The sequence below is a fragment of the Rhodococcus sp. BE178 genome (assembly GCF_050433545.1).
Classification (GTDB): Bacteria; Actinomycetota; Actinomycetes; order Mycobacteriales; family Mycobacteriaceae; genus Prescottella.
Map to the genome: position 1 here is coordinate 252,536 of NZ_JBNPXA010000006.1, position 25,643 is coordinate 278,178.

The 25,643-nt window shown below is 67.8% G+C and carries 23 protein-coding genes and 1 pseudogene; 20 read left to right on the top strand and 4 right to left on the bottom strand.

Annotated elements, in window-relative coordinates; genetic code table 11:
• Positions 1-48: 48 nt before the first annotated feature.
• The 17 genes and pseudogenes from J2X34_RS14060 to J2X34_RS14140 all read left to right on the top strand — a co-directional run bounded on the left by J2X34_RS14060 (position 49) and on the right by J2X34_RS14140 (position 18,480).
• On the top strand, positions 49-2,520 hold the full coding sequence (locus J2X34_RS14060) for an HAD-IC family P-type ATPase (RefSeq protein ID WP_114722981.1): 2,472 nt from the start codon (positions 49-51) through the stop codon (positions 2,518-2,520).
• Between the two features lie 198 nt (positions 2,521-2,718).
• Positions 2,719-3,849, top strand: coding sequence for a globin domain-containing protein (locus J2X34_RS14065; RefSeq protein ID WP_429517840.1), 1,131 nt, complete (start codon positions 2,719-2,721; stop codon positions 3,847-3,849).
• Positions 3,850-3,968: 119 nt separating this feature from the next.
• Positions 3,969-4,376, top strand: a complete 408-nt coding sequence (locus J2X34_RS14070; protein WP_429517842.1) for a hypothetical protein — start codon at positions 3,969-3,971, stop codon at positions 4,374-4,376.
• Entirely contained in the window at positions 4,376-5,575 is a 1,200-nt protein-coding gene (locus tag J2X34_RS14075; RefSeq protein WP_174908585.1) for a globin domain-containing protein, read from the top strand. Before J2X34_RS14070 ends, J2X34_RS14075 begins: the two co-directional genes overlap by 1 nt.
• Before the next feature lie 79 nt (positions 5,576-5,654).
• Positions 5,655-6,353: a PaaI family thioesterase gene (locus J2X34_RS14080; RefSeq protein WP_114722983.1), complete on the top strand. Its 699-nt coding sequence runs from the start codon at positions 5,655-5,657 to the stop codon at positions 6,351-6,353.
• 100 nt (positions 6,354-6,453) lie between these two features.
• Positions 6,454-6,645: an antitoxin gene (locus tag J2X34_RS14085; RefSeq protein WP_031938790.1), complete on the top strand. Its 192-nt coding sequence runs from the start codon at positions 6,454-6,456 to the stop codon at positions 6,643-6,645.
• Between the two features lie 76 nt (positions 6,646-6,721).
• Positions 6,722-8,151: pseudogene (locus J2X34_RS14090) on the top strand (cation:proton antiporter).
• Positions 8,152-8,182: 31 nt separating this feature from the next.
• Entirely contained in the window at positions 8,183-9,364 is a 1,182-nt protein-coding gene (locus tag J2X34_RS14095) for a lipase family protein (RefSeq protein ID WP_114722985.1), read from the top strand.
• Positions 9,340-10,569, top strand: a complete 1,230-nt coding sequence (locus J2X34_RS14100; RefSeq protein ID WP_429517846.1) for a sensor histidine kinase — start codon at positions 9,340-9,342, stop codon at positions 10,567-10,569. The genes J2X34_RS14095 and J2X34_RS14100 overlap by 25 nt, the downstream gene beginning before the upstream one ends.
• 67 nt (positions 10,570-10,636) lie before the next feature.
• Entirely contained in the window at positions 10,637-11,434 is a 798-nt protein-coding gene (locus tag J2X34_RS14105) for a LytR/AlgR family response regulator transcription factor (RefSeq protein WP_114723019.1), read from the top strand.
• The gene (locus J2X34_RS14110; RefSeq protein ID WP_114722987.1) at positions 11,431-11,802 is read left to right on the top strand and encodes a hypothetical protein; all 372 of its coding nucleotides are present in this window, start codon (positions 11,431-11,433) and stop codon (positions 11,800-11,802) included. Before J2X34_RS14105 ends, J2X34_RS14110 begins: the two co-directional genes overlap by 4 nt.
• 12 nt (positions 11,803-11,814) lie before the next feature.
• Positions 11,815-13,569, top strand: a complete 1,755-nt coding sequence (locus J2X34_RS14115; RefSeq protein WP_429517849.1) for a cation acetate symporter — start codon at positions 11,815-11,817, stop codon at positions 13,567-13,569.
• Positions 13,570-13,677: 108 nt separating this feature from the next.
• A complete protein-coding gene (locus J2X34_RS14120) occupies positions 13,678-13,839 on the top strand; it encodes a Rieske 2Fe-2S domain-containing protein (protein WP_429517851.1) in 162 nt (53 codons plus the stop codon).
• A gap of 400 nt (positions 13,840-14,239) precedes the next feature.
• Positions 14,240-14,602 (top strand): DUF485 domain-containing protein, encoded by a 363-nt coding sequence (locus J2X34_RS14125; RefSeq protein ID WP_114722990.1) that lies wholly within the window; start codon positions 14,240-14,242, stop codon positions 14,600-14,602.
• Positions 14,599-16,251 (top strand): solute symporter family protein, encoded by a 1,653-nt coding sequence (locus J2X34_RS14130; RefSeq protein WP_429517853.1) that lies wholly within the window; start codon positions 14,599-14,601, stop codon positions 16,249-16,251. Before J2X34_RS14125 ends, J2X34_RS14130 begins: the two co-directional genes overlap by 4 nt.
• 87 nt (positions 16,252-16,338) lie before the next feature.
• Positions 16,339-16,770 carry a type II toxin-antitoxin system Rv0910 family toxin gene (locus J2X34_RS14135; RefSeq protein WP_114722992.1) on the top strand — a complete coding sequence of 144 codons (432 nt, stop codon included), beginning with the start codon at positions 16,339-16,341 and terminating at the stop codon, positions 16,768-16,770.
• Positions 16,771-16,839: 69 nt separating this feature from the next.
• Positions 16,840-18,480 (top strand): VWA domain-containing protein, encoded by a 1,641-nt coding sequence (locus J2X34_RS14140; protein ID WP_429517855.1) that lies wholly within the window; start codon positions 16,840-16,842, stop codon positions 18,478-18,480.
• Between the two features lie 44 nt (positions 18,481-18,524).
• Here the strand turns inward: J2X34_RS14140 and J2X34_RS14145 are convergent, their stop codons facing one another.
• From J2X34_RS14145 to J2X34_RS14160, 4 genes are all read right to left on the bottom strand, one after another.
• The gene (locus J2X34_RS14145; protein WP_114722994.1) at positions 18,525-19,172 is read right to left on the bottom strand and encodes a CoA transferase subunit B; all 648 of its coding nucleotides are present in this window, start codon (positions 19,170-19,172) and stop codon (positions 18,525-18,527) included.
• Complete coding sequence (locus J2X34_RS14150; protein ID WP_174908603.1) at positions 19,169-19,945, bottom strand: CoA transferase subunit A; 777 nt, start codon at positions 19,943-19,945, stop codon at positions 19,169-19,171. Before J2X34_RS14150 ends, J2X34_RS14145 begins: the two co-directional genes overlap by 4 nt.
• Positions 19,946-19,985: 40 nt before the next feature.
• Positions 19,986-21,347 (bottom strand): MFS transporter, encoded by a 1,362-nt coding sequence (locus tag J2X34_RS14155; protein WP_114722996.1) that lies wholly within the window; start codon positions 21,345-21,347, stop codon positions 19,986-19,988.
• Between the two features lie 327 nt (positions 21,348-21,674).
• Positions 21,675-22,703 carry an AraC family transcriptional regulator gene (locus J2X34_RS14160; protein WP_114722997.1) on the bottom strand — a complete coding sequence of 343 codons (1,029 nt, stop codon included), beginning with the start codon at positions 22,701-22,703 and terminating at the stop codon, positions 21,675-21,677.
• Positions 22,704-23,040: 337 nt separating this feature from the next.
• Between J2X34_RS14160 and J2X34_RS14165 the strand changes: the two genes are divergently transcribed.
• From J2X34_RS14165 to J2X34_RS14175, 3 genes are all read left to right on the top strand, one after another.
• Positions 23,041-24,015 carry a quinone oxidoreductase family protein gene (locus J2X34_RS14165; RefSeq protein ID WP_174908607.1) on the top strand — a complete coding sequence of 325 codons (975 nt, stop codon included), beginning with the start codon at positions 23,041-23,043 and terminating at the stop codon, positions 24,013-24,015.
• Between the two features lie 95 nt (positions 24,016-24,110).
• Entirely contained in the window at positions 24,111-25,007 is an 897-nt protein-coding gene (locus J2X34_RS14170) for a TauD/TfdA dioxygenase family protein (protein ID WP_429517859.1), read from the top strand.
• 46 nt (positions 25,008-25,053) lie between these two features.
• Positions 25,054-25,643: 3-keto-5-aminohexanoate cleavage protein (locus J2X34_RS14175; RefSeq protein WP_429517861.1), on the top strand; the 590-nt coding region annotated here is incomplete at its 3' end.

A 25,643-nucleotide genomic window follows, 5' to 3' on the forward strand; every position in this document is an offset into this window, starting at 1 on the left:
AGCGGACTGTGTGTGGCAAACGGGACGGCTTGGAATAGCCTTCGTGTCATGGCAACGGACGACCCCACCGAAGGCGGCGCTGTCGGCACCCTCGAGACCGACCCCCGGCACATCGAGAACGGTCTCACGGCCGACGAGGTGGCGACGCGGGTCGCGAACGGGCAGACCAACGACGTTCCCGACCGAGCGAGTCGCTCGGTCAAGGACATCATCCGCTCGAACGTGTTCACCCGGATCAACGCGATCCTCGGTGTCTTGTTGATCATCGTGCTGTCGACGGGCTCGATCGTGGACGGAATGTTCGGTCTGCTGATCGTCGCCAACAGCGGGATCGGCATCATCCAGGAGATTCGTGCCAAACGAACCCTCGATCAGCTGGCGATCGTGAGCCAGGCCAAGCCGATCGTGCGCCGCGACGGCACGGCCGCCGCTCTCGCCCCGCGCGATGTGGTGCTCGACGACATCGTCGAGCTCGGGCCCGGCGACCAGATCGTGGTCGACGGCGTCGTGGTCGAGGCGTCGGCGCTCGAGGTGGACGAGTCCATGCTCACCGGCGAGGCCGACCCGGTGCACAAGCCGAACGGTTCGCTTGTGCTGTCGGGCAGCTTCGTCGTCGCCGGCAGCGGCGCCTACCGCGCGACCAAGGTGGGCCGGGACGCGTACGCCGCGAAGCTCGCCGAGGAAGCCAGCAAGTTCACGCTGGTGCACTCCGAACTGCGTTCGGGTATCGACAAGATCCTCAAGTTCATCACCTACCTGATGATTCCGGCGGGTCTGCTCATCATCTACAACCAGCTGTTCTCGAGCGGTCAGGACATCGGTCCCGCCCTCAACGGCATGGTCGCGGCGCTCGTGCCGATGGTCCCCGAGGGACTCGTGCTGATGACCTCGATCGCGTTCGCGGTCGGTGTCGTCAGGCTCGGTCAGCGCCAGTGCCTCGTCCAGGAGCTACCGGCCATCGAGGGCCTGGCCCGGGTCGACGTCGTCTGCGCGGACAAGACCGGCACGCTCACCGAGAACGGTATGCGGCTGTCCGAGGTGCGCACCGCCCGATCCGACGACACCCAGGCGTCGCGCGCACTCGCGGCGATGGCGGCCGACGATCCGCGCCCCAACGCGAGCATGCTCGCGATCAAGGAGGCGCTCTCCGACGATCCGGGCTGGGAGCCCACCGCGGTGGCACCGTTCTCGTCGGCGAAGAAGTGGAGCGGGCAGTCCTACGGCAACAACGGCAACTGGCTGCTCGGCGCCCCCGACGTCCTGCTCGACCCCGACAGCGACATGGCCCGGCAGGCCGAGGAGATCGGCGCCCAGGGCCTGCGCGTGCTGCTACTCGGCAGCAGTGACCGGGCCGTCGACGCTGCGGACGCGCCCGGCGTCGTCACCCCGCGCGCCCTCGTGGTTCTCGACCAGAAGGTGCGCCCCGACGCCCGCGAGACCCTCGAGTACTTCGCGAGCCAGAAGGTGGATGTCAAGGTCATCTCGGGCGACAACGCCGTGTCGGTCGGTGCCGTCGCGAGCTCGCTGGGACTGGCCGGCGGCGAGCAGGCAATCGATGCCCGGCAGCTGCCCGAGGACCAGGACGAGCTGGCCGACGTGCTCGACGAGTCCACCACCTTCGGTCGGGTGCGACCCGATCAGAAGCGCGCCATGGTCGGCGCGCTGCAGTCGCGCGGGCACACGGTCGCGATGACCGGCGACGGCGTCAACGACGTGCTCGCACTCAAGGACGCCGACATCGGAGTCGCGATGGGCTCGGGCAGTCCCGCGACCCGTGCCGTTGCGCAGATCGTGCTGTTGGACAACAAGTTCGCGACCCTGCCGTACGTCGTCGGTGAGGGCCGGCGGGTGATCGGCAACATCGAGCGCGTCTCGAATCTATTCCTGACCAAGACCGTGTACTCGGTGCTGCTGGCGTTCCTCATCGGCATCTCCGGCGTGGTGGCACAGATCTTCGGTTTCGATCCGCTGCCGTACCCGTTCCTGCCGCGGCACGTGACGATCGCGGCCTGGTTCACGATCGGTATCCCGGCATTCATCCTGTCGCTCGCACCCAACAACGAGCGCGCCCGCAGCGGGTTCGTCGGGCGGGTCATGCGGTTGGCGATCCCGTCCGGCGTCATCATCGGCGTCGCGACGTACGTGTCGTACCTGCTCGCCTACAAGGGCGTGAATGCCACCGAACAGGAGGTGGAGCAGGCCGGCACCACCGCTCTCATCACCCTCATCATGATCGCGCTGTGGGTGCTGGCCGTGGTCGCCCGCCCGTACACGTGGTGGAAGATCGTGCTGCTCGTGGGCTCGGTGCTCGGGTACGTCGTCCTGTTCGGATTCGATTTCACCCGCGAGTTCTTCAAGCTGGATCCCTCCAACGTGGCGGCCACGACCGGTGCGCTCGGGATCGGGCTGGTCGGTGTCGTGTTGGTCGAGATCGCCTGGTGGGTGACCGGCCGGATCCACGGTGAGCACCGGCGCCTGTTCGCGTCGAGCGACGATCTTCCCGGCGTGCACGCAGCGTGATCGGAGGGTGACACGACGGTTCCCGAGTGCGTCTCGGGAACCGTCGGACCGGCTGTTCGAACTATGTTGCGCAATCCCGACAAATTCCGTGATCTCTGTCGTAAAGTCCACCGCGCAGACACGACGGACCAATGGATTTCGGTCGGGATGAAGGGGACAGCCATTTCAGCGCAACTGTTGTCGGAGAAGCATGCCGAAGTGATTCGGGCGACGTTGCCCGTGGTGGGCGAGAACATCGGCGCCATCACTGGGCTGTTCTACACCAAGCTGTTCGATGCGGCTCCGGCGCTCGAGCGCGACGTGTTCAACAGGAGCAATCAGGCTCGGGGCGAACAGCAGAAGGCGTTGGCCGGTTCCATCGCCAATTTCGCGACGCTTCTGATCTCGGAGACCGACGAGGATCCTCGTACGACGATCGGTCGGATCGCGCACAAGCATGCTTCGCTCGGCGTGAGCGAACCCCAGTACGACGTGGTGCACACTTTCCTGTTCGAGGCCATCGTGGAGGTGCTCGGCGACGCGGTGACTCCCGAGGTCGCGGAAGCGTGGGACGCCGTGTACTGGCTCCTGGCCAATGCCCTGATCGACGCCGAGAAGCAGCTCTACAAGGACACCGACGTCGACCCCGACACCGTCCTGCGAGAGGTTCAGGTCCTGGAGGTCGTCAGGCGTACCGAGGACGTGGTCTCGCTCGTCCTCGATGCCAGTGGGTTCCAGGAGCCCGTTCCCGGTCAGTACCTGTCGATCGGCGTGGAACTGCCCGACGGCGCGCGTCAGATCCGCCAGTACTCCATCGTCGACTTCGGCAACGGCAGGATCGAGGTGGCGGTCAAGCGGGACAAGAGCGATCCGCGGGGCGAGGTGTCCAACTTCGTCCATGACCATGTCGCCGGGGGATCCACGGTGATCGCGTCGCCGCCCTTCGGCGATGTCGCCCTCCCCGAGGGCGACGGCCGAGTCTTCTTGCTGTCCAAGGGCATCGGCAACGCCCCGTTCGTCGGGATTCTCCACGGTATGGTCGCCCAGGGCCGGAAGAATCCGGTTGTCGTGATCCATGCCGATCCGGACAGCGCATCCCACGCCTTCGCCGACACCACCGCGGACCTGGTCGAGAAGCTGGGTGGGGAACACGTCTTCTGCTACTCGGAGTCCGACGACACATTCGCTCGAGCGATCGAGGACCTCGCCGTCGAGGACACCGACAGCGCTCTCATCTGTGGCTCGGTGGACTTCGTCGCCGCCACCCACAAGCTGCTCGACGTCGCCGGCGTCGCGGACTCCCGGATCCATTACGAGGTCTTCGGGCCGGATTCCTGGCTCCGATCCTGATCACTCCATAGGCGTGAATACGTGGTGGGGCCATTCCCGTATGGCCCCACCCGTATTCTGTTCAGCCCTTTCCAGCAGGGGTGGAAGCTCTTTGTGGCAGAGAACGAAGGACTAGAAGGATGACCCTGACCCGGTCTGGGGTGGGTGCGGAATTAGATCATCGAGAATCCCTTCGCTACGAACCGTTCACGAAAACTCGCGAGGTCGCGTCGCTGATGCGGGACGCGGAAATGTGGGGTTCGACGACGTCCGACCTCGATTCGTACCTGGAATCCATGGAGCTCCAGTACTACCTGAAGGGGGTTCTGGGTGTCTTCCAGGAATCCGACGCCCTGTACCGCCCCCATGTCGCCTCGCCCGACGTTTCCGGGCCGGTCACCCGTCTGATCATCGCCCTCCAGGACAAGTTCGGTCCTCGATTCCACGATGGGGTTTCCGACTCGTCCGTGGAGGTCGCCTTTCATCAGGGGGTCGGCGATGGATTGTCCGCCGTTCTTCATTGGTCTCGAAAGGTCGTGACTATCTGATGTCCGAAGCCGTTGTTGCGCCGAATTCGTCGCTCCTTTCGCCTGCATCCCTGCCCGTCATCGAGGCGACGCTGCCCGTGGTGGGCGCGAATCTGGGCCGGATCAGCAGTGTCTTCTACAAGAACCTGTTCGACAGTCTCCCTGCGCTGGAGAAGGACCTCTTCAACCAGACGAACCAGGAGAGCGGGGAGCAGCAGAAGGCACTGGCCGGCGCGATCGCGGCCTTCGCCACCCTGCTGGTCACCGAGGATGCGCCGCCGGTCGACCACGTCATGTCGCGAATCGCCGCCAAGCACGCCTCGCTGGGCATCGCCCCGGTGCACTACGACATGGTTCACCGCGCGCTGTTCAAGGCCATCGTCGAGGTGCTCGGGGACGCGGTGACCGCGGAGGTCGCCGCGGCGTGGGACGAGGTCTACTGGCTCATGGCCAACTCGCTCATCAGGCAGGAAGCCGCGGTCTACGAGAGGGCCGGGGTGCCCACCGCGCAGATCTGGTCCGCGCTCACCGTCGTCGGTCGCCGCGAGGTCGCCCCGGGCGTGTGGACGTTCACCCTCGCCGGAGACGAGAACTCCCCGATGCATCAGTTCGAGGCCGGCCAGTACATCTCCGTGTCGGTGATCTACGAGGACGGCAGTCGCCAGATCCGTCAGTACACCGCGATGAAGGGCCAGGATCCGGGAACCTGGGAGTTCACCGTCGGTGCGGTGCCGGGCGGCCGCGTGTCGAACAAGTTGATCGCCGAGATCGGCGTCGGGTACCCCCTCGTGGTGTCGATCCCGTCGGGGACGTCGTATCCGATTCCGGCGGACGGTCCGATCGTGCTCGGTTCGTCCGGTGTGGGTTCCGCGCTGACGGTCGCCGTCCTCCAGAAGATGGTCGAGGATGGGGACACCCGCCCGGTGCACGTCTTCCATGTCGACTCCGGCGAGGCGTCCTTCGGCCACCGTGGCCAGGTTCGGGAACTGCTGTCTGCGTACGCGGGCAGGACGTCGATCGAGACCTTCTACGCCGGTGCCCTCGAGGAAGGCATCGCGCAGCTGCGCAAACACGACTGGGATCGCAACGCCGACGTGTACCTGTGCGGATCGCCCCAGTTCATGCGGCAGGTTCGCAAGATCGCGGTGGTCAAGGGGGTCCGTCCAGAGCGCATCCACTACGAGGTGTTCGCCCCGGATTCGTGGCTCGGCTTCGACTGACGGGGAGCCGGTCGACGGTGTCGCTCACATCACGTGCATGATGCATATCGCGTGTGGTCCGTAGTGGGAGTGAGGCAGAGTGACCGATTCGACCGAGCAGCAGAAGCTCCTCTACGTCTTCGACGGGTTGACCGACGACGAGATCGCCCGCGAGGCGGATCTCTACGGCCCGTTGACCGACAGCGTCCGTGAACTGATCGAACTGACCCTCGCCACCGAGGTCGAGGCCGCGGACATCGCCCGGGCCCGCGAGCACATCGAGGCGGCGAAGGAGTTGCTGGGCAAGCGCACCCGGCCCACCCCGTTCGGCGTGCGGTGGGGTGCGTCGGGGACGAAGCGGACGTGGGGCAACGCCGCGGTCGGATTGCGCAACGCCGTCGCGCCGCCGCTGACCGTGAACCGCGACCCCGACGGCCGCGTGTGGGCGGACTTCCACCTCGGGATGCCGTACGAGGGTCCGGCCGGCCTGACCCACGGAGGTGTGTCGGCCCTCGTGCTCGACCAGGTTCTCGGTGAGGCTGCGGAGGCCGGCGGCGCCCCGGGTATGACCGCGACCCTGACCCTGCGCTACCTCCGGCCGACCCCGCTGGGCAAGCTCCACGCGGAGGCGCGCATCGACCGGGTCGAGGGGGTCAAGACCTTCGTCACCGGCCACCTGGCGGGTCCCGACGGCGTGTGCATCGAGGCCGAGGGCATCTTCATCCTGCCGCGCTGGGCGCGTGGCGGCGACGGATCGGGTCCGGTGCCGGTGCCGGTGCCGGTGCCGGGACCGGCCTGAGCGGCCGGTGACGGCACCCGCTGTGGAAAACACCGCGACCAGGGTGTGAAACTGGTTGCGCGGCGCAGTGGCCGTGGACGAACCCGAGGAGGATGTCGGTATGGGATTCATGGATTCGGTCAAGGGACTGGTCGACAAGGGGCAGGAGCTGGCTGCCGAGCACTCCGACAAGGTGCAGGACGTGATCGACAAGGCGGCCGACATCGCCGACGAGAAGACCGGCGGCAAGTACAGCGACAAGATCGACAAGGCCGCCGAGGCGGCCAAGAAGGTTGTGCCCCCGAAGGAATGACGGTGTGAGCCGGCCTGCCGGCGCAGGGCGGCGCGGCAGCGAGTGACGGGGGCCCGGTCGGCGGCACAATCGTCGTGTGAACGGAACCCTCGTACTGCTCGTCATCATCGTGTCGATCGCGGTGACGAGCCTGGCCAAGCGGCGGGACCTGCAGGTTCCCCTCATCCTCGTGGCCGTCGGCTCGGCGGCGTCGTTCATCCCGGGCATGCCCCGGCTGGAGCCGTCGTATCGCCGACCGACGCCGTCAGCGTGGTCACCGTGGGACGCAGGCTCGGGCTGCCGAAACGCCTGCTCGCCATCCTCACCGGTGAGGGCCTGCTCAACGACGCGACCGCGCTGACCCTGTTCACCGTGGGTGTCGCGGCCGTCGCGGGGACCCGCGTGGTCGTGGAGCAACCGGTGCTGTTCTTCCTCTACGAGGTGGTCGGCGGTGTCGTCATCGGCCTCGTGACGGCCACCGTCGTGCGCTTCGTGCGCGCGCGGATGTACGACTCACCGCTCGAAACCGTTCTGGGACTGGTCCTGCCGTTCGCGGCCTACCTTGCCGCCGAGGAGATCCACACCTCCGGGGTGCTCGCCGTCGTGGTCGCCGGATTCGTCATGGGCCACCACGCGACCAACGTGTCGATCCCGACCCGGCTGCAGGAACGCTCGCTGTGGGCGACGCTCGACATGCTGCTCGAGATGTTCGTCTTCGCCTACATGGGCCTGCAACTCGAGTTCGTCATCGACGACGTCGCCGACGAGGGACTGCCCGTCCACCACGTCTTCGCGTACGGGTTCGCGGTGCTGGTCGTCGTGATCCTGGTCCGCCCTATGTGGGTGTTCCTGAACTGGGGCGGGATACGGATGCGGTTCGATCCACGACACGGCACCACCGCACAGACCGGAATGAACTGGCGTCAGAAACTCGTCGTGTCGTGGGCGGGCATGCGCGGTGTCGTCACCCTCGCGGCCGCCGGCGGTGTCCCGGTGCTGACAGCGTCGGGGGAGCCGTTCCCGGGGCGCGGCGTCATCCAGGCGATCGCGTTCGTCGTCGCGGTGGGCACCCTGCTGATCCAGGGGTCGACGATCCCGTTCATGATCCGGCGCCTCGACGTCGCCGACCCCGCCGAACTCGAACGCGGGCGGCAGCAGACACTGCTCGCGCGCACGATCGCCGCCGACGCGGCCGACCGTGCGCTCGCCGAGGTCGCCGCGAGGCCGCCGGCCGGTGCGGATCCCGACCAGTTCGAGAAGGCGCTCAATCGCGTCCGGGTCTCGGTCCGCGCCCAGGCCCAGGTCGAGGAGGCCGAAGAGGACGACACCGGCACCGCGTCCAAGATCGAGCGCGCCGGCGCAATGTTCGACGCGGTCCGGCGACGGGCGCTGCAGGCGCAGCGCAGCGCGCTGATCACGGCCCGCGACGACGGTGTCCTCGACGACGAGGTGCTGCGCGCGGAACTCGAATCGAGGGACATCGAGGAAGCCGCCGCGGAGCAGAGAGTGCGCCGCAGGCGTGGATGACGGGCACAATCGAGCCGTGACCCGAACCCGGATGGCGCTCACCGCGCTCGCGTGCGCGGTGCTGGTGGCGGGCTGCTCGGCGACCGCCGACTCCCCGGAACGCGTGACCCCGTCGGCGGCCCCGACGACCTCCGCGATCGCGCTGCCCGATCCCGCCGACCGCGGCAACGTGACCCGTGACGAACCTTTCGCCGGGACCGGGCTGTCCGGCCACCGCATCCTCTACCGGTCCACCTCCGGCATCGACGACCGCGGCACCGAGGTGTCGGGGACAGTGTTCGCGCCGCCCGGGCAGGCGCCGCCCGGTGGTTGGCCGATTGTGACGGTGGGGCATCCGACGACGGGCCTGCTCGACGAGTGTGCGCCGTCCGGGCATCCGAACCTGCTGGGTTCCGACGGGCTGGTCCGGGATCTGCTCGCGCGCGGATTCGTCGTCGCCGTCACCGACTACGAGGGCCTCGGCACCGACGGCCCGCACCCTTACCTCGAGCCGGTCACGGCCGCACGCAACCTGATCGACGCGGTCCGTGCCGCGCGGAACCTCGTGCCCGACACCTCGACCCGATGGACTGCGATCGGGGTCTCGCAGGGCGGTCAGGCGTCGTGGGCCGCCGCGGAACAGGCGGCGCGGTACGGCGACGGACTCGAGTTCCTCGGCGCCGCGAGCCTGTCCCCGCCCGCGGACCTCACGCCGATCGTCTCCGACGGCCCGGTCACCCTCGACGTGCCGCAACAGTTCTTCCTGCCGATGCTGCTCGACGGTCTGTCGGTGTCCCACCCCGACCTGGACGCGAGCGCCTACATCCGGGGCACCCTCGCCGACAACCGCGACGTCATCAGGTCCTGCACCGGGGAGTTGGCGTCACGGAAACTGTCCGTGGCGCTCAATCTGACACCCGCCGACACGCTGCCGCGCAGCACCAGCGACGTCGCGCGGATGCGTCAGTGGCTGGCACACGACGCCCTGCCCCAGCAGCCGGCCGCGGCACCACTGCTGGTGGTGGTCGCGGGCCGGGACAACCTGATCCGGCCCGACTGGACCGTCGCCGCGGTCGGGCGCGCATGCGGGCAGGGGGATGCGATCGAACTGCGGTACCGCGCCGACGACGTGCACGCCGATTCCAAGGCTCTGCCCGGTGCCATCGACTGGGTCGCGGACCGCTTCGCCGGCGCACCGGTCGTGAACACGTGCGCCGGGCAGGCGGCGCCGTGACCGCCATCGTGTGGACGGTGACCGTCGTCGCGCTCGCCGTTGCCCTCACGATCGTCGCGATGCGGACCAGACGCGTGCTCACCACACCGGCCGAACGCGCGGTCCACGACACCCTGCACACGGCGTCGCTGGCCGCACGACCGCTGCGGCGCGGTCTCGACGAGACGTCCGCGCGGGAGGCGGCGCCGCATCTGCGGCTGCTCACCGGAGCGCAGTCGCTCGCCATCGCCGGCCCGGACGGCCATCTGCTGGCGTGGAACGGCCCGCACGACGGGCTGTCGGGGCAGTTCGTGGCCGCCGCCGCCCGCGCGATCGACGGCGAACGCCGGGTTCTCGTCGACCGCACCGACCTCGACCGGAACGGCGACGACCACGACGTGCGGGCACTGATCGCGCAGCCGCTGTCGGTCGAGAGCACCGGCGTCGTCGGGGTGCTGGGGGTCGTGACAACCACCGAACCCGGGCCGGCGATGCTCGGGGCGCTCACCGAAGTCGCGCGGTATGCGTGCAGCCAGATCGAACTGGCCGAACTGGACGCGTCCCGCGCGCGCATCGACCGCGCCGAGGTCCGGGCGCTGCGCGCCCAGATCAGCCCGCACTTCATCTACAACGCGCTCGGGACCATCGCATCGTTCGTTCGCACCGACCCCGACCGCGCGCGGGAGCTGGTGCTCGAGTTCGCCGACTTCACGCGCTACTCGTTCCGGTCGGCGGGCGAGTACACCGTTCTGGCCGACGAGCTGCGCAACGTCGACCGGTATCTCACCCTCGAGCGCGCGCGGTTCGGCGACAACCTGCAGGTGCGACTGCAGGTGGCGCCGGAAGTGCTCAGCGTCGTGCTCCCGTTCCTCGCGCTGCAACCGCTCGTGGAGAACGCGGTGCGGCACGGGCTGTCGGGTAAACGGGGTGGGGGAACGGTCACGATCGTCGCCTCCGACGAGGGCACCGACTGCGTGATCAGCGTCGAGGACGACGGGGTCGGCATGGACCCCGAGTTGCTGCGCTCGGGGGAACTCGACGCCGTCGAGGCCCGTCCCGGCGGGCCCAGTGTGTCCGAGGCCGCCCACGTGGGCCTCGCCAACGTCGACGACCGGCTGCGGGCGGCGTTCGGCAACGACTACGGGCTGGTGGTGGAGACCGCGCCCGGGGCGGGCACCAAGGTCAGCATGCGGGTGCCGAAGTTCCGGCCCGGCATTCGGGCCTGATCACGAACGAGTCGATCGGCCCGCCATGGTCCGACTCGCCGCGGCGACATGGCACGATGGATTCGTTGTGAAAGAGACCTCTGACGGGCCCTCGGATGGCCTCCTGACCGTGCTGGCAGTCGACGACGAGCGCCCCGCCCTCGACGAGCTGGCGTACTTGCTGCGCGCCCGTGAGGACATCGGCGAGGTCCTCACCGCCGGGGATGCGACCACCGCGTTGCGGATCCTGCGTGACGGCGCCGTCGACGCCGCGTTCCTGGACATCAACATGCCGGGCCTCGACGGACTCGAGCTGGCCGGCATCCTGACGCAGTTCGCGAATCCGCCGTCGGTGGTGTTCGTGACCGCGCACGAGGACCGGGCGGTGGCGGCCTTCGATCTCGGTGCCGTCGACTACCTCCTCAAGCCGCTGCGCGAGGAGCGTCTCGCGGAAGCGGTGCGTCGGATCGTCGAGCGCCGCCGCAGCACCCGCGGGGAGGCCGACGACACGTCGGCGGCCGACGAGGTGATCCCGGTGGAACTGGGCGGGGTCACGACGCTGGTGCCGCGCTCGACCGTCAAGTGGGTGGAGGCCGACGGTGACTACGCCCGCCTGCACACCGCGACCGGATCGCACCTCGTCCGGATCCCGATCTCGTCGCTCGAGAGCCGCTGGACCGACGCCGGATTCCTGCGGGTGCACCGCTCGTATCTGGTGTCGCTGTCCGAGGTGACGGGGATCCGGAGTGTCGGCTCGGGCCTCGTGGTGTGTCTGCGTCCGCAGGGCGGCGCTCCCGCCGTCGAACTCCCCGTCAGTCGCCGGCACACGCGCGAACTGAAGGACAAGCTGATTCGCGGCCCGCGGCAGAACTGGATGTCGAGGTGACATCGCCGGGTGCCGTCCCACCCGCACGCGAGCGGGTGGTGCTCGCGCAGCGGCGCGGGGCCCGGATCGTGCGCACGCGCGTCGAGGTGCAGGAGCAGACCGAGGTCGGCGACGCGATGATCCGCGGGCTGGTCCGGGCCCAGCTCAGCCTGGCGCTGCGGGTCGCGGTCGCGGTCGGATTGGCGTTCGGCGCCGTCCCGGTGCTGCTGCTCCTGTTTCCCCGCGTCGCCGATGTCGCGGTGTTCGGCATCCGTCTGCCGTGGTTCCTCGCCGCCGCGCCGCTCCCGATCCTGCTGGCGGCGGGCTGGTTCTACATCCGCGCCGCCGAGCGGAACGAGCAGGACTTCACCGACCTGGTCGACGACTGAGCCGCGGCGCCGATGACCGGACAGCCCATTCCGCTCCTGACGGTGCTGGCGCTCGTCGCCGCGGCGGTGGCCACCGTCGGCATCGGTATCTACGGGGTTCGCCTGGCGCGCACCACATCCGACTTCCTCGTCGCGTCCCGCAGCGTCGGTCCGGGATGGAACGCGGCCGCCATATCGGGTGAATATCTTTCGGCGGCATCGTTTCTCGGAGTCGCAGGCCTGATCGCGAAGTACGGCGCGGACGCGCTGTGGTATCCGATCGGCTTCACCGCCGGCTATCTGGGGCTGCTGCTGTTCGTCGCGGCCCCGCTGCGCCGGTCCGGTGCGTACACGGTGCCCGACTTCGCGGAGTTCCGGCTCGGCTCGGTGCGGGTCCGCCGGATCGCGATGGTGGTGGTCGCCCTGGTGTGCGGGCTGTACATGGTGCCGCAGTTGCAGGGGGCCGGGCTGACGCTGAACATCCTGCTGGGCGTGCCCGGTTGGGTGGGCGTCGTCGTGGTCGGGGTGATCGTGATCGCCAACGTCGTGGGTGGCGGCATGCGCTCCATCACGTTCGTGCAGGGATTCCAGTACTGGCTCAAGCTCACGGCCGTCGCGGTCCCGGCGCTGGTGCTCTCGGTGCACTACTTCGCCGACGCGCGGCCGGTGGGCGCGCCCGCACCACCGACCGTCGCCGCGCAGACGTCGGTGGACATCACCACCGATGTGGTGGTGCAGGTGGCGACCCCGACCGACGTCACGGTGCACGGACAACTCGACGGCCGAGAGGTGGCGGGCGACGTCCAACTCGGCACCGGCCGGCACGAATTCGGCAAGGGGACGACGCTGGTGCTGCCCGCCGGATCGCCGGTGCCCGTCGTCGCGGGCGCTCCAGCCGACGGCGCCGGGTGGGCCGATCCGGGCGGCGGTTTCGGTGGTCCGCACCCGCTGTTCCAGGTGTACTCGCTGATCCTCGCGACCTTCCTCGGCGCGATGGGCCTGCCGCACGTGCTGGTCCGCTTCTACACCAACCCGGACGGGCGGGCGGCGCGGCTGACGTCGCTCGTGGTGATCGCGCTCGTGGGTGTGTTCTACCTGTTCCCGGTGCTGTTGGGGGTGTTCGCCCGGCTGTATGTGCCGCAACTGCTCATCACCGGGACGTCCGACGCCGCGGTGCTGCTGCTGCCGGTGTCGGTGTTCTCGGGATGGGGTGGCCAGTTGCTCGCGGCGCTCGTCGCGGCCGGCGCGATCGCGGCGTTCCTGTCGACGTCGTCGGGACTGCTGGTGAGCATCGCCGGCGTGCTGAGCACCGACGTGTTGCGCGGCCGGATCCGTGACTTCCGGGTGGCCGCCGTCCTGGCCGGTGCGGTGCCGCTCGTGCTGGCGTTGGGCGCGACGTCGCTGGACCTGTCGCGTTCGGTGGGCCTGGTCTTCGCGGTCGCGGCGTCCACGCTGTGCCCACTGCTGATCCTCGGCATCTGGTGGCGCGGGCTGACGGCCGCCGGGGCCGCGGCGGGACTGATGGTCGGTCTCGTGGTGGGCGGGGGAGCGGCGATGCTCGCGGTGCTCGGGGTGCCGTCGGACGACGTGTGGCACGGGTGGCCGTCCGTGCTGATCGGGTATCCGGCGGCGGTGAGCGTCCCGCTGTCGTTCGCGGCAATGGTGTTCGTGAGTATCGCGACCCGACGGCAGGCGTCGGCCGATATCGGCCGGGTCTTCACCCGCATGCACGCGCCCGAGCGGCTGGGGATGGGCCGCGACCGAGAGGACGACCTTCGTTCGTTGTGACGCCGGTTCCGGTGGATGGGTCTCGCGATTGACGTGCATCGTCGGTATCGGCGAGCGTGGCCGAGTCTGCGTGCGCTCGGGTGTGCACGCCCGGAAGAAGGAGACCCTGTGTCGGACTGGTACTGCCTCGGATCGGCCGACGACTATCGCGACGGCAAGCCGCACGCCGTGCGGGCATTCGACACCGACCTCGTGGCCTTCTCCGACCGCGCCGGCGTCATCCACCTCCTCGATTCGCGCTGCCCGCACATGGGCGCCGATCTGAGCTGAGGCCGGGTCGTCGGCGACAACATCGACTGCCCGGCCCATCTCTGGCGCTGGAACGGCAAGGGGAAGTGCGTCGGCGGCTCGCCCAAGCTCCTCCCGATTCGCTCGTGGACGACGGAGGAGCGGGAGGGCCTGCTGTACGTGCAGAAGTCCGACGCTGCGCCGACCGGTCGGCCGGTCAGGGCTTCCAACGCCTGGTGGTGAGCGCCGCGGTGACGACACCGAGCGCGGATCGCGATGCCGATGGCAATGTAGCGCGCGGCGCCCCGCCGTTCGTCGCGCCCGGGCGACCGTTCGGCGCACACGCCGACAGCTCGGCGTGTGACTGGCGCCACATGCTTCTCCTGTGACCTGGCTCTCACTAGCGTCGCTTCGCACACCCCGCACGAACTAGGAGCGCGCAGTGACCACAACAGATCTCAGCTCGGGAGCGCCGCCGCAACGGCCTGCCCCCGATGCGCAGGCCTTCGTCGAGATGCAGGCGAGCCCCGAGTTCCAGGATCTGCGACGCCGCCTGCGGCGCTTCGTCTTCCCGCTGACCGCGTTCTTCCTCACGTGGTACTTCGTGTACGTCCTGCTCGCGACGTACGCGTCGGACTTCATGGCCACCAAGGTCTTCGGCAACGTCAACCTCGGCATCGTGCTCGGCCTCGGCCAGTTCGTGACGACGTTCGTCATCACCGCCCTGTACGTGAAGTTCGCGAACCGGGAACTCGATCCGCGCTCGGCAGCGATCCGCGAGGAACTGGAAGGACCGGCACAGTGATCACCACCCTCGTCCAGGCGGCGCCTGCGGCACCGGCCGCCGATGTCGGCAACCCGCTGTTCAACATCGCGATCTTCGTGACGTTCGTCGTCGGCACCATGACGCTGGTGATCCGGGCCAGTCGGACCACGAAGAAGGCGTCGGACTTCTATACCGGCGGCGGCCAGTTCTCCGGCCCGCAGAACGGATTCGCGATCGCCGGCGACTACCTGTCGGCGGCGTCGTTCCTCGGTATCGCCGGCGCGATCGCCGTGTACGGCTACGACGGCTTCCTGTACTCCATCGGCTTCCTCGTCGCATGGCTGGTCGCGCTGCTCCTGGTGGCCGAACTGCTGCGCAACACAGGACGTTTCACGATGGCCGACGTGCTCAGTTTCCGGCTGAAGCAGCGACCGGTGCGGATGGCGGCGGCGCTGTCGACGCTCGTCGTCTCGCTGTTCTACCTGCTCGCCCAGATGGCCGGCGCGGGCGGACTGGTCGCACTCCTGTTGAACATCAAGGACTTCGCGGGCCAGGCGGTCGTGGTCGCGGTGGTCGGTGTCCTGATGATCGTGTACGTGCTGATCGGCGGCATGAAGGGCACGACGTACGTGCAGATGGTCAAGGCCGTCCTGCTCATCGCCGGCGCCGGAATCATGTTCGTGCTGGTGCTGTTCGCGGTGAAGGGCAACTTCTCGCAGTTGCTCGCCGACGCGCAGAACATGGTCAACGGCTCGGCCAACGAGGCCGTCGCCGGCCGGGACGTGCTCGCGCCCGGTGCCAAGTACGGCATCAGCGACATGTCGCGGCTGGACTTCCTGTCGCTGGGCATCGCGCTGGTCCTCGGCACCGCGGGTCTGCCGCATGTGCTGATGCGTTTCTACACGGTGCCGACCGCGAAGGAGGCCCGGCGCTCGGTGACGTGGGCGATCGGCTTGATCGGCGCGTTCTACCTGTTCACGCTCGTCCTCGGGTACGGCGCCGCGAAGATGGTCGGCCCGGACAAGATCCTCGCCGCCCCGGGCAAGGAGAACTCGGCGGCGCCGCTGCTCGCCTTCGAACTCGGCGGCACGATCTTCCTCGGCATCATCTCCGCGGTCGCGTTCGCGACGATCCTCGCCGTCGTCGCCGGACTTGCGATCACCGCGGCCGCATCGTTCGCGCACGACATCTACGCCAGCGTCATCAAGCGCGGCAAGGCGTCGGAGGAGGAGCAGGTCCGGGTCTCGCGGATCACCGTGGTGGTCATCGGCGTCGTCGCGATCGTCCTCGGCATCCTCGCGATGGGGCAGAACATCGCGTTCCTCGTCGCCCTGGCCTTCGCGGTCGCCGCTTCCGCGAATCTGCCGACGCTGCTGTACTCGCTGTTCTGGAAGAAGTTCAACACCACCGGCGCGCTGTTCAGCATCTACGGCGGACTCGTCAGCTGCCTGCTGCTCATCGTGTTCTCCCCGGCGGTCTCGGGTGCCAAGTCGTCGATGTTCCCGGACGCCGACTTCGCGTGGTTCCCGCTGGCCAACCCCGGCATCGTGTCGATCCCGCTCGCGTTCGTCCTCGGCATCGTCGGCACCTACGTCGGCCGCAACAAGCTCGAGGACCCGTTCAAGCAGGCCGAGATGGAGGTCCGCTCGCTCACCGGCGTCGGCGTCGAGAAGGCCGTCTCGCACTAGTTCCACCCCGCTGTGCCTCGTGTCGCGCTCGCGGCACGAGGCACAGCTGTCGTGTACGTCACCTTTCTGATTGGTTACGATCCGTCAATGGCGAAGCTGAAGGTGTCGATCGACGTCCCCATGAGTCCCGAGGACGCGTGGACCAAGGCGTCTGATCTCGACGGATTCGAGCAGTGGCTCAGCATCCACGAGGGATGGCGCAGCGAACTGCCCGCCGAGCTGAGCGCCGGCACCACGATCAGTTCGGTCGTCACGGTCAAGGGACTGCGCAATCGGGTGAAGTGGACGTTGAAGCAGTACAACCCGCCACGCAGCCTGGTCCTGAAGGGGGACGGCAAGGGCGGCGTCAAGCTGGGGCTGGTCCTGAGTGTCGATCAGGCGGCCGCGGGTGCCAAGGTCGCCCTCGACATCGATCTCGGCGGTGCGCCGCTGTTCGGCCCCATCGGCTCCGGCGTGGCGAAGGCGCTGCGCGGCGACATCGAAAGCTCCCTGCAGAAGTTCGTCACCCTGTACGCCTGATTCGGCGGTACCCGTCCGTTCACCCCGCCCACCAGCGCTCCCTGTGCTTTCCCTGGAGGTCTCGAAGCCATGGCCGGTCGTCACAGCGCGTCGCGCACGAAATCGAAATCGAAATCGACATCGCCCGTCGTCAAGTACGGCGCGGTCGGTCTCGCCGCGCTGCTCGTCGTGGGCGCCGGCGGCTACTTCGTATTCGACCGACTGGGCGGCGGCGGATGCGACTCGACCACCGAGTACGTGGTGGCGGCCGACCCGTCGATCGCCCCCGTGCTCACCGCCGTCACCACCGAGGCGTCCGCGGAGGACCTCGGTTGCCGCAGCTTTCGAATCGAAGCGGCGTCCGGCATGGATCCGCTCGGGGCGCCCGGACAGCAGGGCGGACCGGATCTGTGGATTCCGGATTCGACGCAGTGGGTCGCCAAGGCCAGCAGCGGAACGGGAACCCTGTTCGACGTCGCGGCCACATCCGTCGCGGCCACTCCGGTGGTCATCGCGGCGCGCGAGTCGGAAATGCCGTTCTTCGCGACGTGGACGAGCGCGCTGCAACTGCCCGGGCTGCGGATCGGTGATCCGCTGACGAGCAGCGTCTCGGTCGCGCCCATCGTCGGGGCGCTCTCGGAGGCGGCCGCCGGTACCGTCGCCGCCGACGCCGTGCCCGGCGCACTCGTCCCGATCGCGCAGGCGCAGGCCGCCAACATGCACCAGACCGACGCCTCCGCGCGGTTCGCGGCCGTCACCGCGGACGGCGGCATCGCGATCGCTACCGAACAGCAGGTGGCGGCGCACAACCAGGACGACGCGTCGACGAAGCTGGCGGTGACGGTCCCGAACACGGGCGCGGTGTTCCTCGACTACCCGGTGGTGGCGACGGCATCGGGCACCGAGCACGCCGACGCGCGAGCGGCCGGAGTCGCGCTGGCCGAGGTGATGGGGACGGAATCGGGACGGGTCGCCTTGTCGCAGAGCGGGTTCCGTGGACCCGACCGGGCTCCGCTCGACGCCGGTCGCGGCGTCGGGGAGGCCACCGTACTGACCGTCTCCGATCCCGCCGCCACGGCCCAGGTGCTCCGGCGCTACGCCGTGCTGGCGCTGCCGTCGCGCGCACTGGTGGTCGAGGACGTCTCGGGTTCGATGGCCGAGACGGCCGGCCCCGACACCCGGATCGCATTGACGGTGCAGGCCAGTGAGACCGGCGCCATGCTGTTCCCGGACAACGCGCAGCTGGGTCTGTGGGCGTTCTCGATCGGGCTCGGCGGAAACGGGAAGGACTACAAGGAACTGGCGCCGATCCGGCGGATGGACGAGATGGTCGACGGGGTGAGTCACCGGCAGCGGATGACCGACGCCGTCCGGATGCTGCCGTCTCTGGTCAAGGGCGGGACCGGGCTCTACGACACCACACTCGCGGCGTTCCGGAACGTCAAGGAGGGGTACGACCCGAGCGCGATCAACAGCGTCATCCTCCTCACCGACGGCGCCAACGAGGATCCGTCGAGCATCTCGCTCGACGAATTGCTGGCGACGTTGAAGCGGGAGCAGGATCCTGCGCGTCCGGTCATCATCGTCACGATCGGCATCACCGACGACGCCGATGCGGCGGTCCTGCAGAAGATCTCGGCAGCGACCGGCGGAACCAGCCACATCGCGCGTACCCCGGCCGAGATCCCCGGGGTCTTCGTCGACGCGATGCGCAGTCGCGCCACGAGCTGAACGCGCGCAGGGTGGGCGGCGAGGGATCGCCGCCCACCCTGACGTCACGCGAGCGGCGCGTCCGTCGCGGCGCGAACCTGCTCCTCGTCGACCCCCGGAGCGCATTCCACGAGAACCAGCCCGGACTCGGTCACGTCGATCACCGCGAGGTCGGTGATGATCCGGTTCACCACCGCACGCCCAGTCAGCGGCAACGTGCACCGTTCGACGATCTTCGACGAGCCTTCCTTGTCCGTGTGCTCCATGAGCACAATGACCCGGCGCGCGCCGTGCACGAGATCCATCGCGCCGCCCATGCCCTTGACCATCTTCCCGGGCACCATCCAGTTCGCCAGGTCGCCGGTGGCGGAGACCTGCATCCCGCCCAGCACGGCGGTGTCGATGTGCCCGCCGCGGATCATGCCGAAGCTGGTAGCGGAGTCGAAGAACGACGCACCGTCGTTGACGGTGACGGTCTCCTTGCCGGCGTTGATCAGGTCCGCGTCGACGGCGTCCTCGGTGGGGTAGGGGCCGGTGCCCAGGACGCCGTTCTCGCTGTGCAGGGTGACCTCGACGCCGTCGGGCAGGTGGTTCGGGATCAGGGTCGGCAGACCGATCCCGAGATTGACGTATTCACCGGTGGTCAGTTCCTGCGCGGCGCGCGCGGCCATCAGCTCGCGGGTCCACCCGACGGTCTCCACGACTGCGGTCATCGTGCGTCCTCCTTCACGGCCGAGACGGTCCGCTTCTCGATCTTCTTGTCCTGCTGTCCGATATGCACGATGCGGTCGACGTAGATGCCCGGCAGATGTACCTGCTCGGGGTCGAGCTCGCCGGCCTCGACAATGACCTCCACCTGCGCGATGCACACCCGGCCCGCCATCGCAGCCAGCGGGTTGAAGTTCATCGCGGCCTTGTTGAAGACGAGGTTGCCTTCCGTGTCCGCGACCATGGCGTGCACCAACGAGAAGTCGGCGACGATGGACTCCTCCAGCACGAACTGCTTGCTGCCGAAGGCGCCACCGAACTCGCGAACCTCCTTCGGGGGAGAGGCGATCGCGACGGAACCGTCGGCGGCGTACCGCCACGGCAGCCCACCCTCGGAGATCGGCGTGCCTACCCCGGACGGTGTGAAGAAGGCCGGGATTCCGGCGCCGCCGGCACGGAGCTTCTCCGCGAGGGTGCCCTGCGGGGTCAGCTCCACCTCGAGTTCACCGGACAGGTACTGCCGTGCGAACTCCTTGTTCTCCCCGACATAGGACGCCGTGACGCGCCGAATCCTTCTGTCTTCGAGGAGTATCCCGAGTCCGTGCCCGTCGGTTCCACAGTTGTTCGAGAACACCTCGAAGTCCGTTGCCGTGTGTGCCGCGAGGGCGGCGATCAGCACGTCCGGGATTCCGCACAGTCCGAATCCACCGACGGCTAGGGACGCCCCGGACGGGATGTCGGCGACAGCGTCGGCCGCCGATGCGTAGATCTTGGTCATGAGTACCTTTCCGTCTCCGACTGTCTCGGTGGTCGCTGGGTCAGGCGGACGCAGTGCTCTGCGATGCGAGCTTGCGCATTCCTGCCGGGTAGAGGCGCTTGCCGACGAGCAGCGCGACGATGGCAGCGATGTAGAAGAGCGGGGCCAGGCTGAGGGACTCGAGAAGTCCCAGTCGATCGGCGAGGATGCCGATGACGAAGGGGCCCAACGCCAATCCGAGAACATTGTTGGCGATGGTGAGTGTACCGAGTGCCGACGAGCGGACCGATTCGTGGGTGAGGCTGGCGACCATGGCCGCAGTCGGGCCCGAGCAGCCCGCGGAGAAGAAGGCGCCGATACCGAGCAGGATCAGCTGCGGCGCACCGGTGCCCAGACGGAATCCGATACCGAGTGCGACGAGCGAGATCGCGCAGAACACGACGGCGGTCATCCACTTGCGTGCCGGGTTGCTACGGCTCACCCGGTCGGTGATCATGCCGCACACGACCATTCCCGTGCCGACCAACAGGACGAACAGTGCGGCGACCCCGGCCGCCTTGTCGAGCGCCATACCGTAGTACCGGTTGAAGAAGCTGGGCGTCCACGACAGCAGGACGGCCGCGGTGAACATCTGGAATCCGCCGGCGAGGTAAGCGCACCACACGGCAGGGTTCGTGAACAGCGTGGACACGGGGACCCGGATCACCGGGGCGGACGGCGCGGAGCCGTCGGACGGGGCGACGGGTTCGTCGTGCACGGCGTACTTTGCGAGCCGGGACTCGGTGACCACGGCCCGGAACAGTGCGACGAGGATGAGTCCCAGCACAGCCATCGCGGTGAACGACCAGCGCCACCCGACGTTGACGGCGATCACACCACCGAGCGAGACGCCGACCACGGAACCGAAGGATCCGCCGGCCATGAAGGCGCCGCTCAACGACGAGTGCAGACGCGGGGAGAACACGCTCAGGACGACCGCGATACCGACGCTGCCGTATGCGGCCTCGCCCACCCCGACGAAGAACCGCGCCGCCAGCATCTGCTCGAAGTTGGACGCGATCGCGCAGCAGAGGGTTGCGATGCTCCACATCACGGCCATCAGCACCAGGCTTCTGACTCGTCCCCACCGGTCGGCGAGCAGCGACAGCGGGAAGGTCAGGAGCCCGACCATCAGAGCAACCACGCTCGTGAGCGAGGCGAGCTGGGAATCGGACAGCGACCAATCGGCCTTCAGCATCGGGAAGACAGCGCTGAGGACCTGTCGGGACATGTAGTCCGACAGCAGCAACGCGAAGGCGAGGCCGGCCACGATCCACGGGTACATCCGGCTGCGGCGATTGCTAAGTCCGGAGTCGACGGTCTCGGTGTGCGGTGCGTTGGTGCTTTCGACCGGCTGGTCGGTCAGAGTGGGAGGCAGTCCCATGGGTGCTCCTAAAGCGACAGGAGTGGTGGAGGCGGGTGTGCGCGACGACGGACGGTTACGTCGGCGGGGGCACGGGAGCGGCGGTATCGGCTGCGGACTCGAAAGCCGCCAGCTGCTGCATACGGCCGATCGCCGGAGGGGGTGTCGGCTCGGGGTTCGTGGTCATGGCGGCACTCGTTTCACGGCGGTCGAAATGGATGTGATGCGAGATACGGCTCGCTCGAAAGGTGGCGCAGATCACGTTATCCGGACTTGGCGGTTCGTGGTTATCCCTCGGGGACGCAGTTCTTTGCATTTCGGGACAGATGTCGGATTTGTCGCGCGCTGTCAGCCGTTTGCCGGCGCTTCTGCCGGCGTGAGGGACTGTCTGCGCCATTCGCGTGGGCTGACGCCGAATTGCTGATGGAACCATCGCGAGAAGCTGCTCGGCGTCGAGAACGAGAGCATCTCCGAGATCTCGGTGAACGAGTACCGCTGACCGCTGACCATGCGATTCGCGAGTTCGGTTCGCGTGGCATCGAGCACGGACGAGAACGTCTGCCCCGACTTCGCGAGGTGGCGGTGGACCGTCCGGCGGTCGACGCCGAGGCTGCGCGCAACCTGGTCGATGGAACACCGGCCGGTCGGTAGGAGAAGTTCGACGAGTTCGCGCACACGGTTGGCGATCGTGGGTTCCTCGGGCGTCGTCAGAGTGTCGAGGAACTGTTGCGCGTACGAGCGAAGGTGCGGGTCGGACATCCGGTTGGGTTCGTTCAGATCGGCTGTGTAGGTGATGATTCCGCTGAAGTCGTTGTCGAATGTCAGTGGTGCGCCGAACATCTGTCGGTGCGTCGAATCGTCGATCGGCCGGGTGTGGTCGAAGCAGACCGACACGGGGCGCCAGCGCTCGCCGAGCATGTTGCGGAGCAGTTGGTGGGTGACCGCCACTGCCAGTTCGACTGCCTGTCGGACGATCATCGGTTCACCGGGTTCGATCCGGATCCTGATCGCGGTGAGCCCGTCCTTCTCCGACATGCGGATGTGAAGCGATTCGTTGTACATGTGCTGGTAGCGGATCAGCATGCGAAGTGCGCTGCGTGCGTCGGGTTCCTCCCGGATGCTCACGCTGAGGGGGCCGAGTGTGGAGAACCGGCGGCGCTCGGCGAGTTTGAGGGCGAAATCCTGGCGCCCGGTCGCCGCTGACGACAATTCCAGGAGGCGAGCGACGGACGATGCCGGAATCCACCGATCCTGGAGGTCGAGGCTGGCCGAATCCAGGCCGACGGCCCGCAGGAGTTGGACCGGATCGATGCCCAATGTCCGGCTGACCTCGATGTATCCGGTCAACGCGGCATATCGCGCGAGGGGTCTGGCCACGCTTGTCACCTCGTCTCGACTGTGCCCGACTGCCCCGCAAGGGTAAGTGTGCGGCGGGTCACGTGTCACGGACGGTGTGGTCTGGATCCCGGCTGTCCCGAAATGACAAGAAATATGTCCCTGAGAGGTAAGTGTGATGCCCTCCGAGTCGATACTGTCGTGTCAGCTGAATCACATCGGAACCGAGTTCCGGTTCCAGCGCCGAGTCGAACCGGGACGGCATGGATCGTCCCCGGGGAGGCGGGGTACATGTTCGAAAAGGTTGCGGTCCGGAAGATCCGGCAGCCGTGTGTGCGAGTTCGTCCACTCGGACGAACTCGCGAACAAGGAGATAGCAATGGCAAAGGCGATTCGCTTCTACGAAACCGGTGGTCCGGAAGTCCTGAAGTGGGAGACGGTGGAGGTCGGCGATCCCGGCCCCGGCGAGGTGCGTATCCGGCACGAGGCCGTGGGCCTGAACTTCGCAGACACCTACTTTCGGACCGGCCTCTACCCGGCCGCACTCCCGGCCGGTATGGGTGTCGAGGCCGCCGGCGTCGTCGAGGCCGTGGGCGAGGGCGTCTCCGGCTTCCAGGAGGGTGACCGGGTCACCTACACCGGCAGCCCGCTGGGTGCGTACAGCACCGAACGCGTGATGCCGGCCGAGCATCTGATCGCACTGCCGGACGGAATCGAGTTCGAGACCGCCGCGGCGATGACGATGCGCGGGCTCACGACGTCGTACCTGCTGCGCCGGATCTACCCGTTGAAGGCCGGTGACACGGTCCTGTTGCACGCCGCAGCGGGAGGCGTGGGACTGATCTTCTGCCAGTGGGCGAAGCTGCTGGGCATCAATGTGATCGGGACGGTGTCGACCGACGAGAAGGCGGCTGTCGCCAAGGCGCACGGCTGCAGCGAGGTGATCGTCTACAAGCGTGAGAACGTGGCCGAGCGGGTGCGTGAGCTCACCGACGGCGCGGGTGTCCCGGTCGTCTACGACAGCATCGGTGAATCGACCTACGAGTCCTCGCTCGACTCGCTGGCACGCCGCGGTCTGCTCGTCGCGTTCGGCACCGCATCGGGACCGATCCCGCCCATCAACGCCATGCAGTTGGCGGTCAAGGGATCGTTGTTCGTCACCCGCCCGGCACTGGCCGACTACATTGCGGATCCGGCGGAGCGCGCCGAGTTGGCGAACGAGTTGTTCGGCCATGTCGCCGCCGGCCGTATCTCCATCGAGATCAACCAGCACTATGCGCTCGAAGAGGCCGAGGCGGCCCATCGAGACCTCGAGTCCGGCAAGAGCATCGGTTCGTCGGTGTTCTCGTTCTGACCTGAAACACCCATTCAGCCAACGTCGTTCGGCGTGCCGACGTAGCACGTGACGGCGCTACGACCTACCACTTCCAGCTTGTACAGGAGAGTGTCATGACCACTGTCGAACTTGCGCCCGGAGCCCGGACGACCGTCTCGCCCATGGACGCCCGCCCGCTGACCTGCAGCATCGGTGCGGAACTCCACGGTGTCGACCTTGCCGATGTGTCCCGTGACGCCGACCTCTTCGCCGAACTGCGGTCGCTGCTGCTGAAGCACAAGGTGCTCTTCTTCCGGGATCAGGACATGAGCCGGGCCGAGCACGTCGCGTTGGCGGAGCGTTTCGGCTCGCTCGAGGACCATCCGGTGGTCGGCAGCGACCCTGATCATCCCGGTCTCGTGCAGATCTACAAGGACCTCGACAGCCCGCCGGAGGCGTTCGAGAACTCCTTCCACTGTGACGCGACGTGGCGTGTGAATCCTCCGATGGGGTGCGTCCTCCGCTGTGTCGAGGGCCCTGCCGTCGGTGGAGACACGATCTGGGTGAACATGGCTCTGGCCTACGAGCGGCTGCCCGAGCGCGTCAAGGAGCGGATCGAGGGGCTGCGCGCGCGGCACAGCATCGAGGCGTCGTTCGGCGCGCGACTGCCGATGGAGAGGCGCCTCGAGCTCAAGGAACGCTTCCCGGACGCCGAGCATCCGGTGGTCCGTACCCACCCGGAGACGGGGGAGAAGATCCTCTTCGTCAACAGCTTCACCACGCACCTGACGAACTACCACACCGCCGACAACGTCCGGTGTGGCATCGACTACGCCCCGGGCGCCGGTGATCTGCTGCGGTACCTGCAGAGCCAGGCGACGATCCCGGAGTACCAGGTGCGCTGGCGGTGGACGAAGAACAGCGTCGCGATCTGGGACAACCGATCGACCCAGCACTACGCGGTCCAGGACTACTGGCCCGCCGTTCGAAAGATGGAACGCGCCGGGATCATCGGCGACCGCACTTTCTGATATCCGCTTTCCCTACCTCACATCTGTCCAGAAACGGAGTTACACAATGCATTTCCACGATGACGCACTGTTCCCGGAGAACCAGGAGAAGCTGGTTATCACTGTCGCGCCGTACGGCCCGGAGTGGGCGGTGGAGGACTTCCCGGAGGATCTGCCGTTGACGATGGACGAGCATGTCCAGCAGGCGGTGGACTGCTACGAGGCCGGCGCGACGGTGCTGCACATCCATGTCCGTGAGGAGGACGGTAAGGGCTCCAAGCGGCTGTCGAAGTTCAACGAGCTCCTCGGTCGCCTGCGCGAGGCGGTGCCGGACATGATCCTGCAGGTCGGCGGTTCGATCTCGTTCGCGCCGGAAGGTGAAGGCGCGGATGCGAAGTGGCTCTCGGATGATGTCCGGCACATGCTCGCCGAGCTGGATCCGAAGCCGGACCAGGTCACGATCGCGATCAACACCAGCCAGATGAACATCATGGAGTTGATGACGCCGGGTGACATCAAGGGCACCTCGCTGGAGAACGCCGAGCTCGCCTCGACCTACCGCGAGATGACGGTTCCCGCCGGCCCCGAGTGGGTCGAGGAGCACCTGCGTCGTCTGCAGGCGGCGGGGATCCAGCCGCACTTCCAGCTTTCGTCGAT

Bases quoted from the DNA above. Each gene is read 5' to 3' on its own strand.
- J2X34_RS14060 (WP_114722981.1), top strand. From the start codon at position 49: ATGGCAACGGACGACCCCACCGAAGGCGGCGCTGTCGGCACCCTCGAG.
- J2X34_RS14070 (WP_429517842.1), top strand. From the start codon at position 3,969: ATGACCCTGACCCGGTCTGGGGTGGGTGCGGAATTAGATCATCGAGAA.
- J2X34_RS14075 (WP_174908585.1), top strand. From the start codon at position 4,376: ATGTCCGAAGCCGTTGTTGCGCCGAATTCGTCGCTCCTTTCGCCTGCA.
- J2X34_RS14085 (WP_031938790.1), top strand. From the start codon at position 6,454: ATGGGATTCATGGATTCGGTCAAGGGACTGGTCGACAAGGGGCAGGAG.
- J2X34_RS14095 (WP_114722985.1), top strand. From the start codon at position 8,183: ATGGCGCTCACCGCGCTCGCGTGCGCGGTGCTGGTGGCGGGCTGCTCG.
- J2X34_RS14115 (WP_429517849.1), top strand. From the start codon at position 11,815: ATGACCGGACAGCCCATTCCGCTCCTGACGGTGCTGGCGCTCGTCGCC.
- J2X34_RS14135 (WP_114722992.1), top strand. From the start codon at position 16,339: ATGGCGAAGCTGAAGGTGTCGATCGACGTCCCCATGAGTCCCGAGGAC.
- J2X34_RS14140 (WP_429517855.1), top strand. From the start codon at position 16,840: ATGGCCGGTCGTCACAGCGCGTCGCGCACGAAATCGAAATCGAAATCG.
- J2X34_RS14145 (WP_114722994.1), bottom strand. From the start codon at position 19,172: ATGACCGCAGTCGTGGAGACCGTCGGGTGGACCCGCGAGCTGATGGCC.
- J2X34_RS14150 (WP_174908603.1), bottom strand. From the start codon at position 19,945: ATGACCAAGATCTACGCATCGGCGGCCGACGCTGTCGCCGACATCCCG.
- J2X34_RS14155 (WP_114722996.1), bottom strand. From the start codon at position 21,347: ATGGGACTGCCTCCCACTCTGACCGACCAGCCGGTCGAAAGCACCAAC.
- J2X34_RS14165 (WP_174908607.1), top strand. From the start codon at position 23,041: ATGGCAAAGGCGATTCGCTTCTACGAAACCGGTGGTCCGGAAGTCCTG.
- J2X34_RS14170 (WP_429517859.1), top strand. From the start codon at position 24,111: ATGACCACTGTCGAACTTGCGCCCGGAGCCCGGACGACCGTCTCGCCC.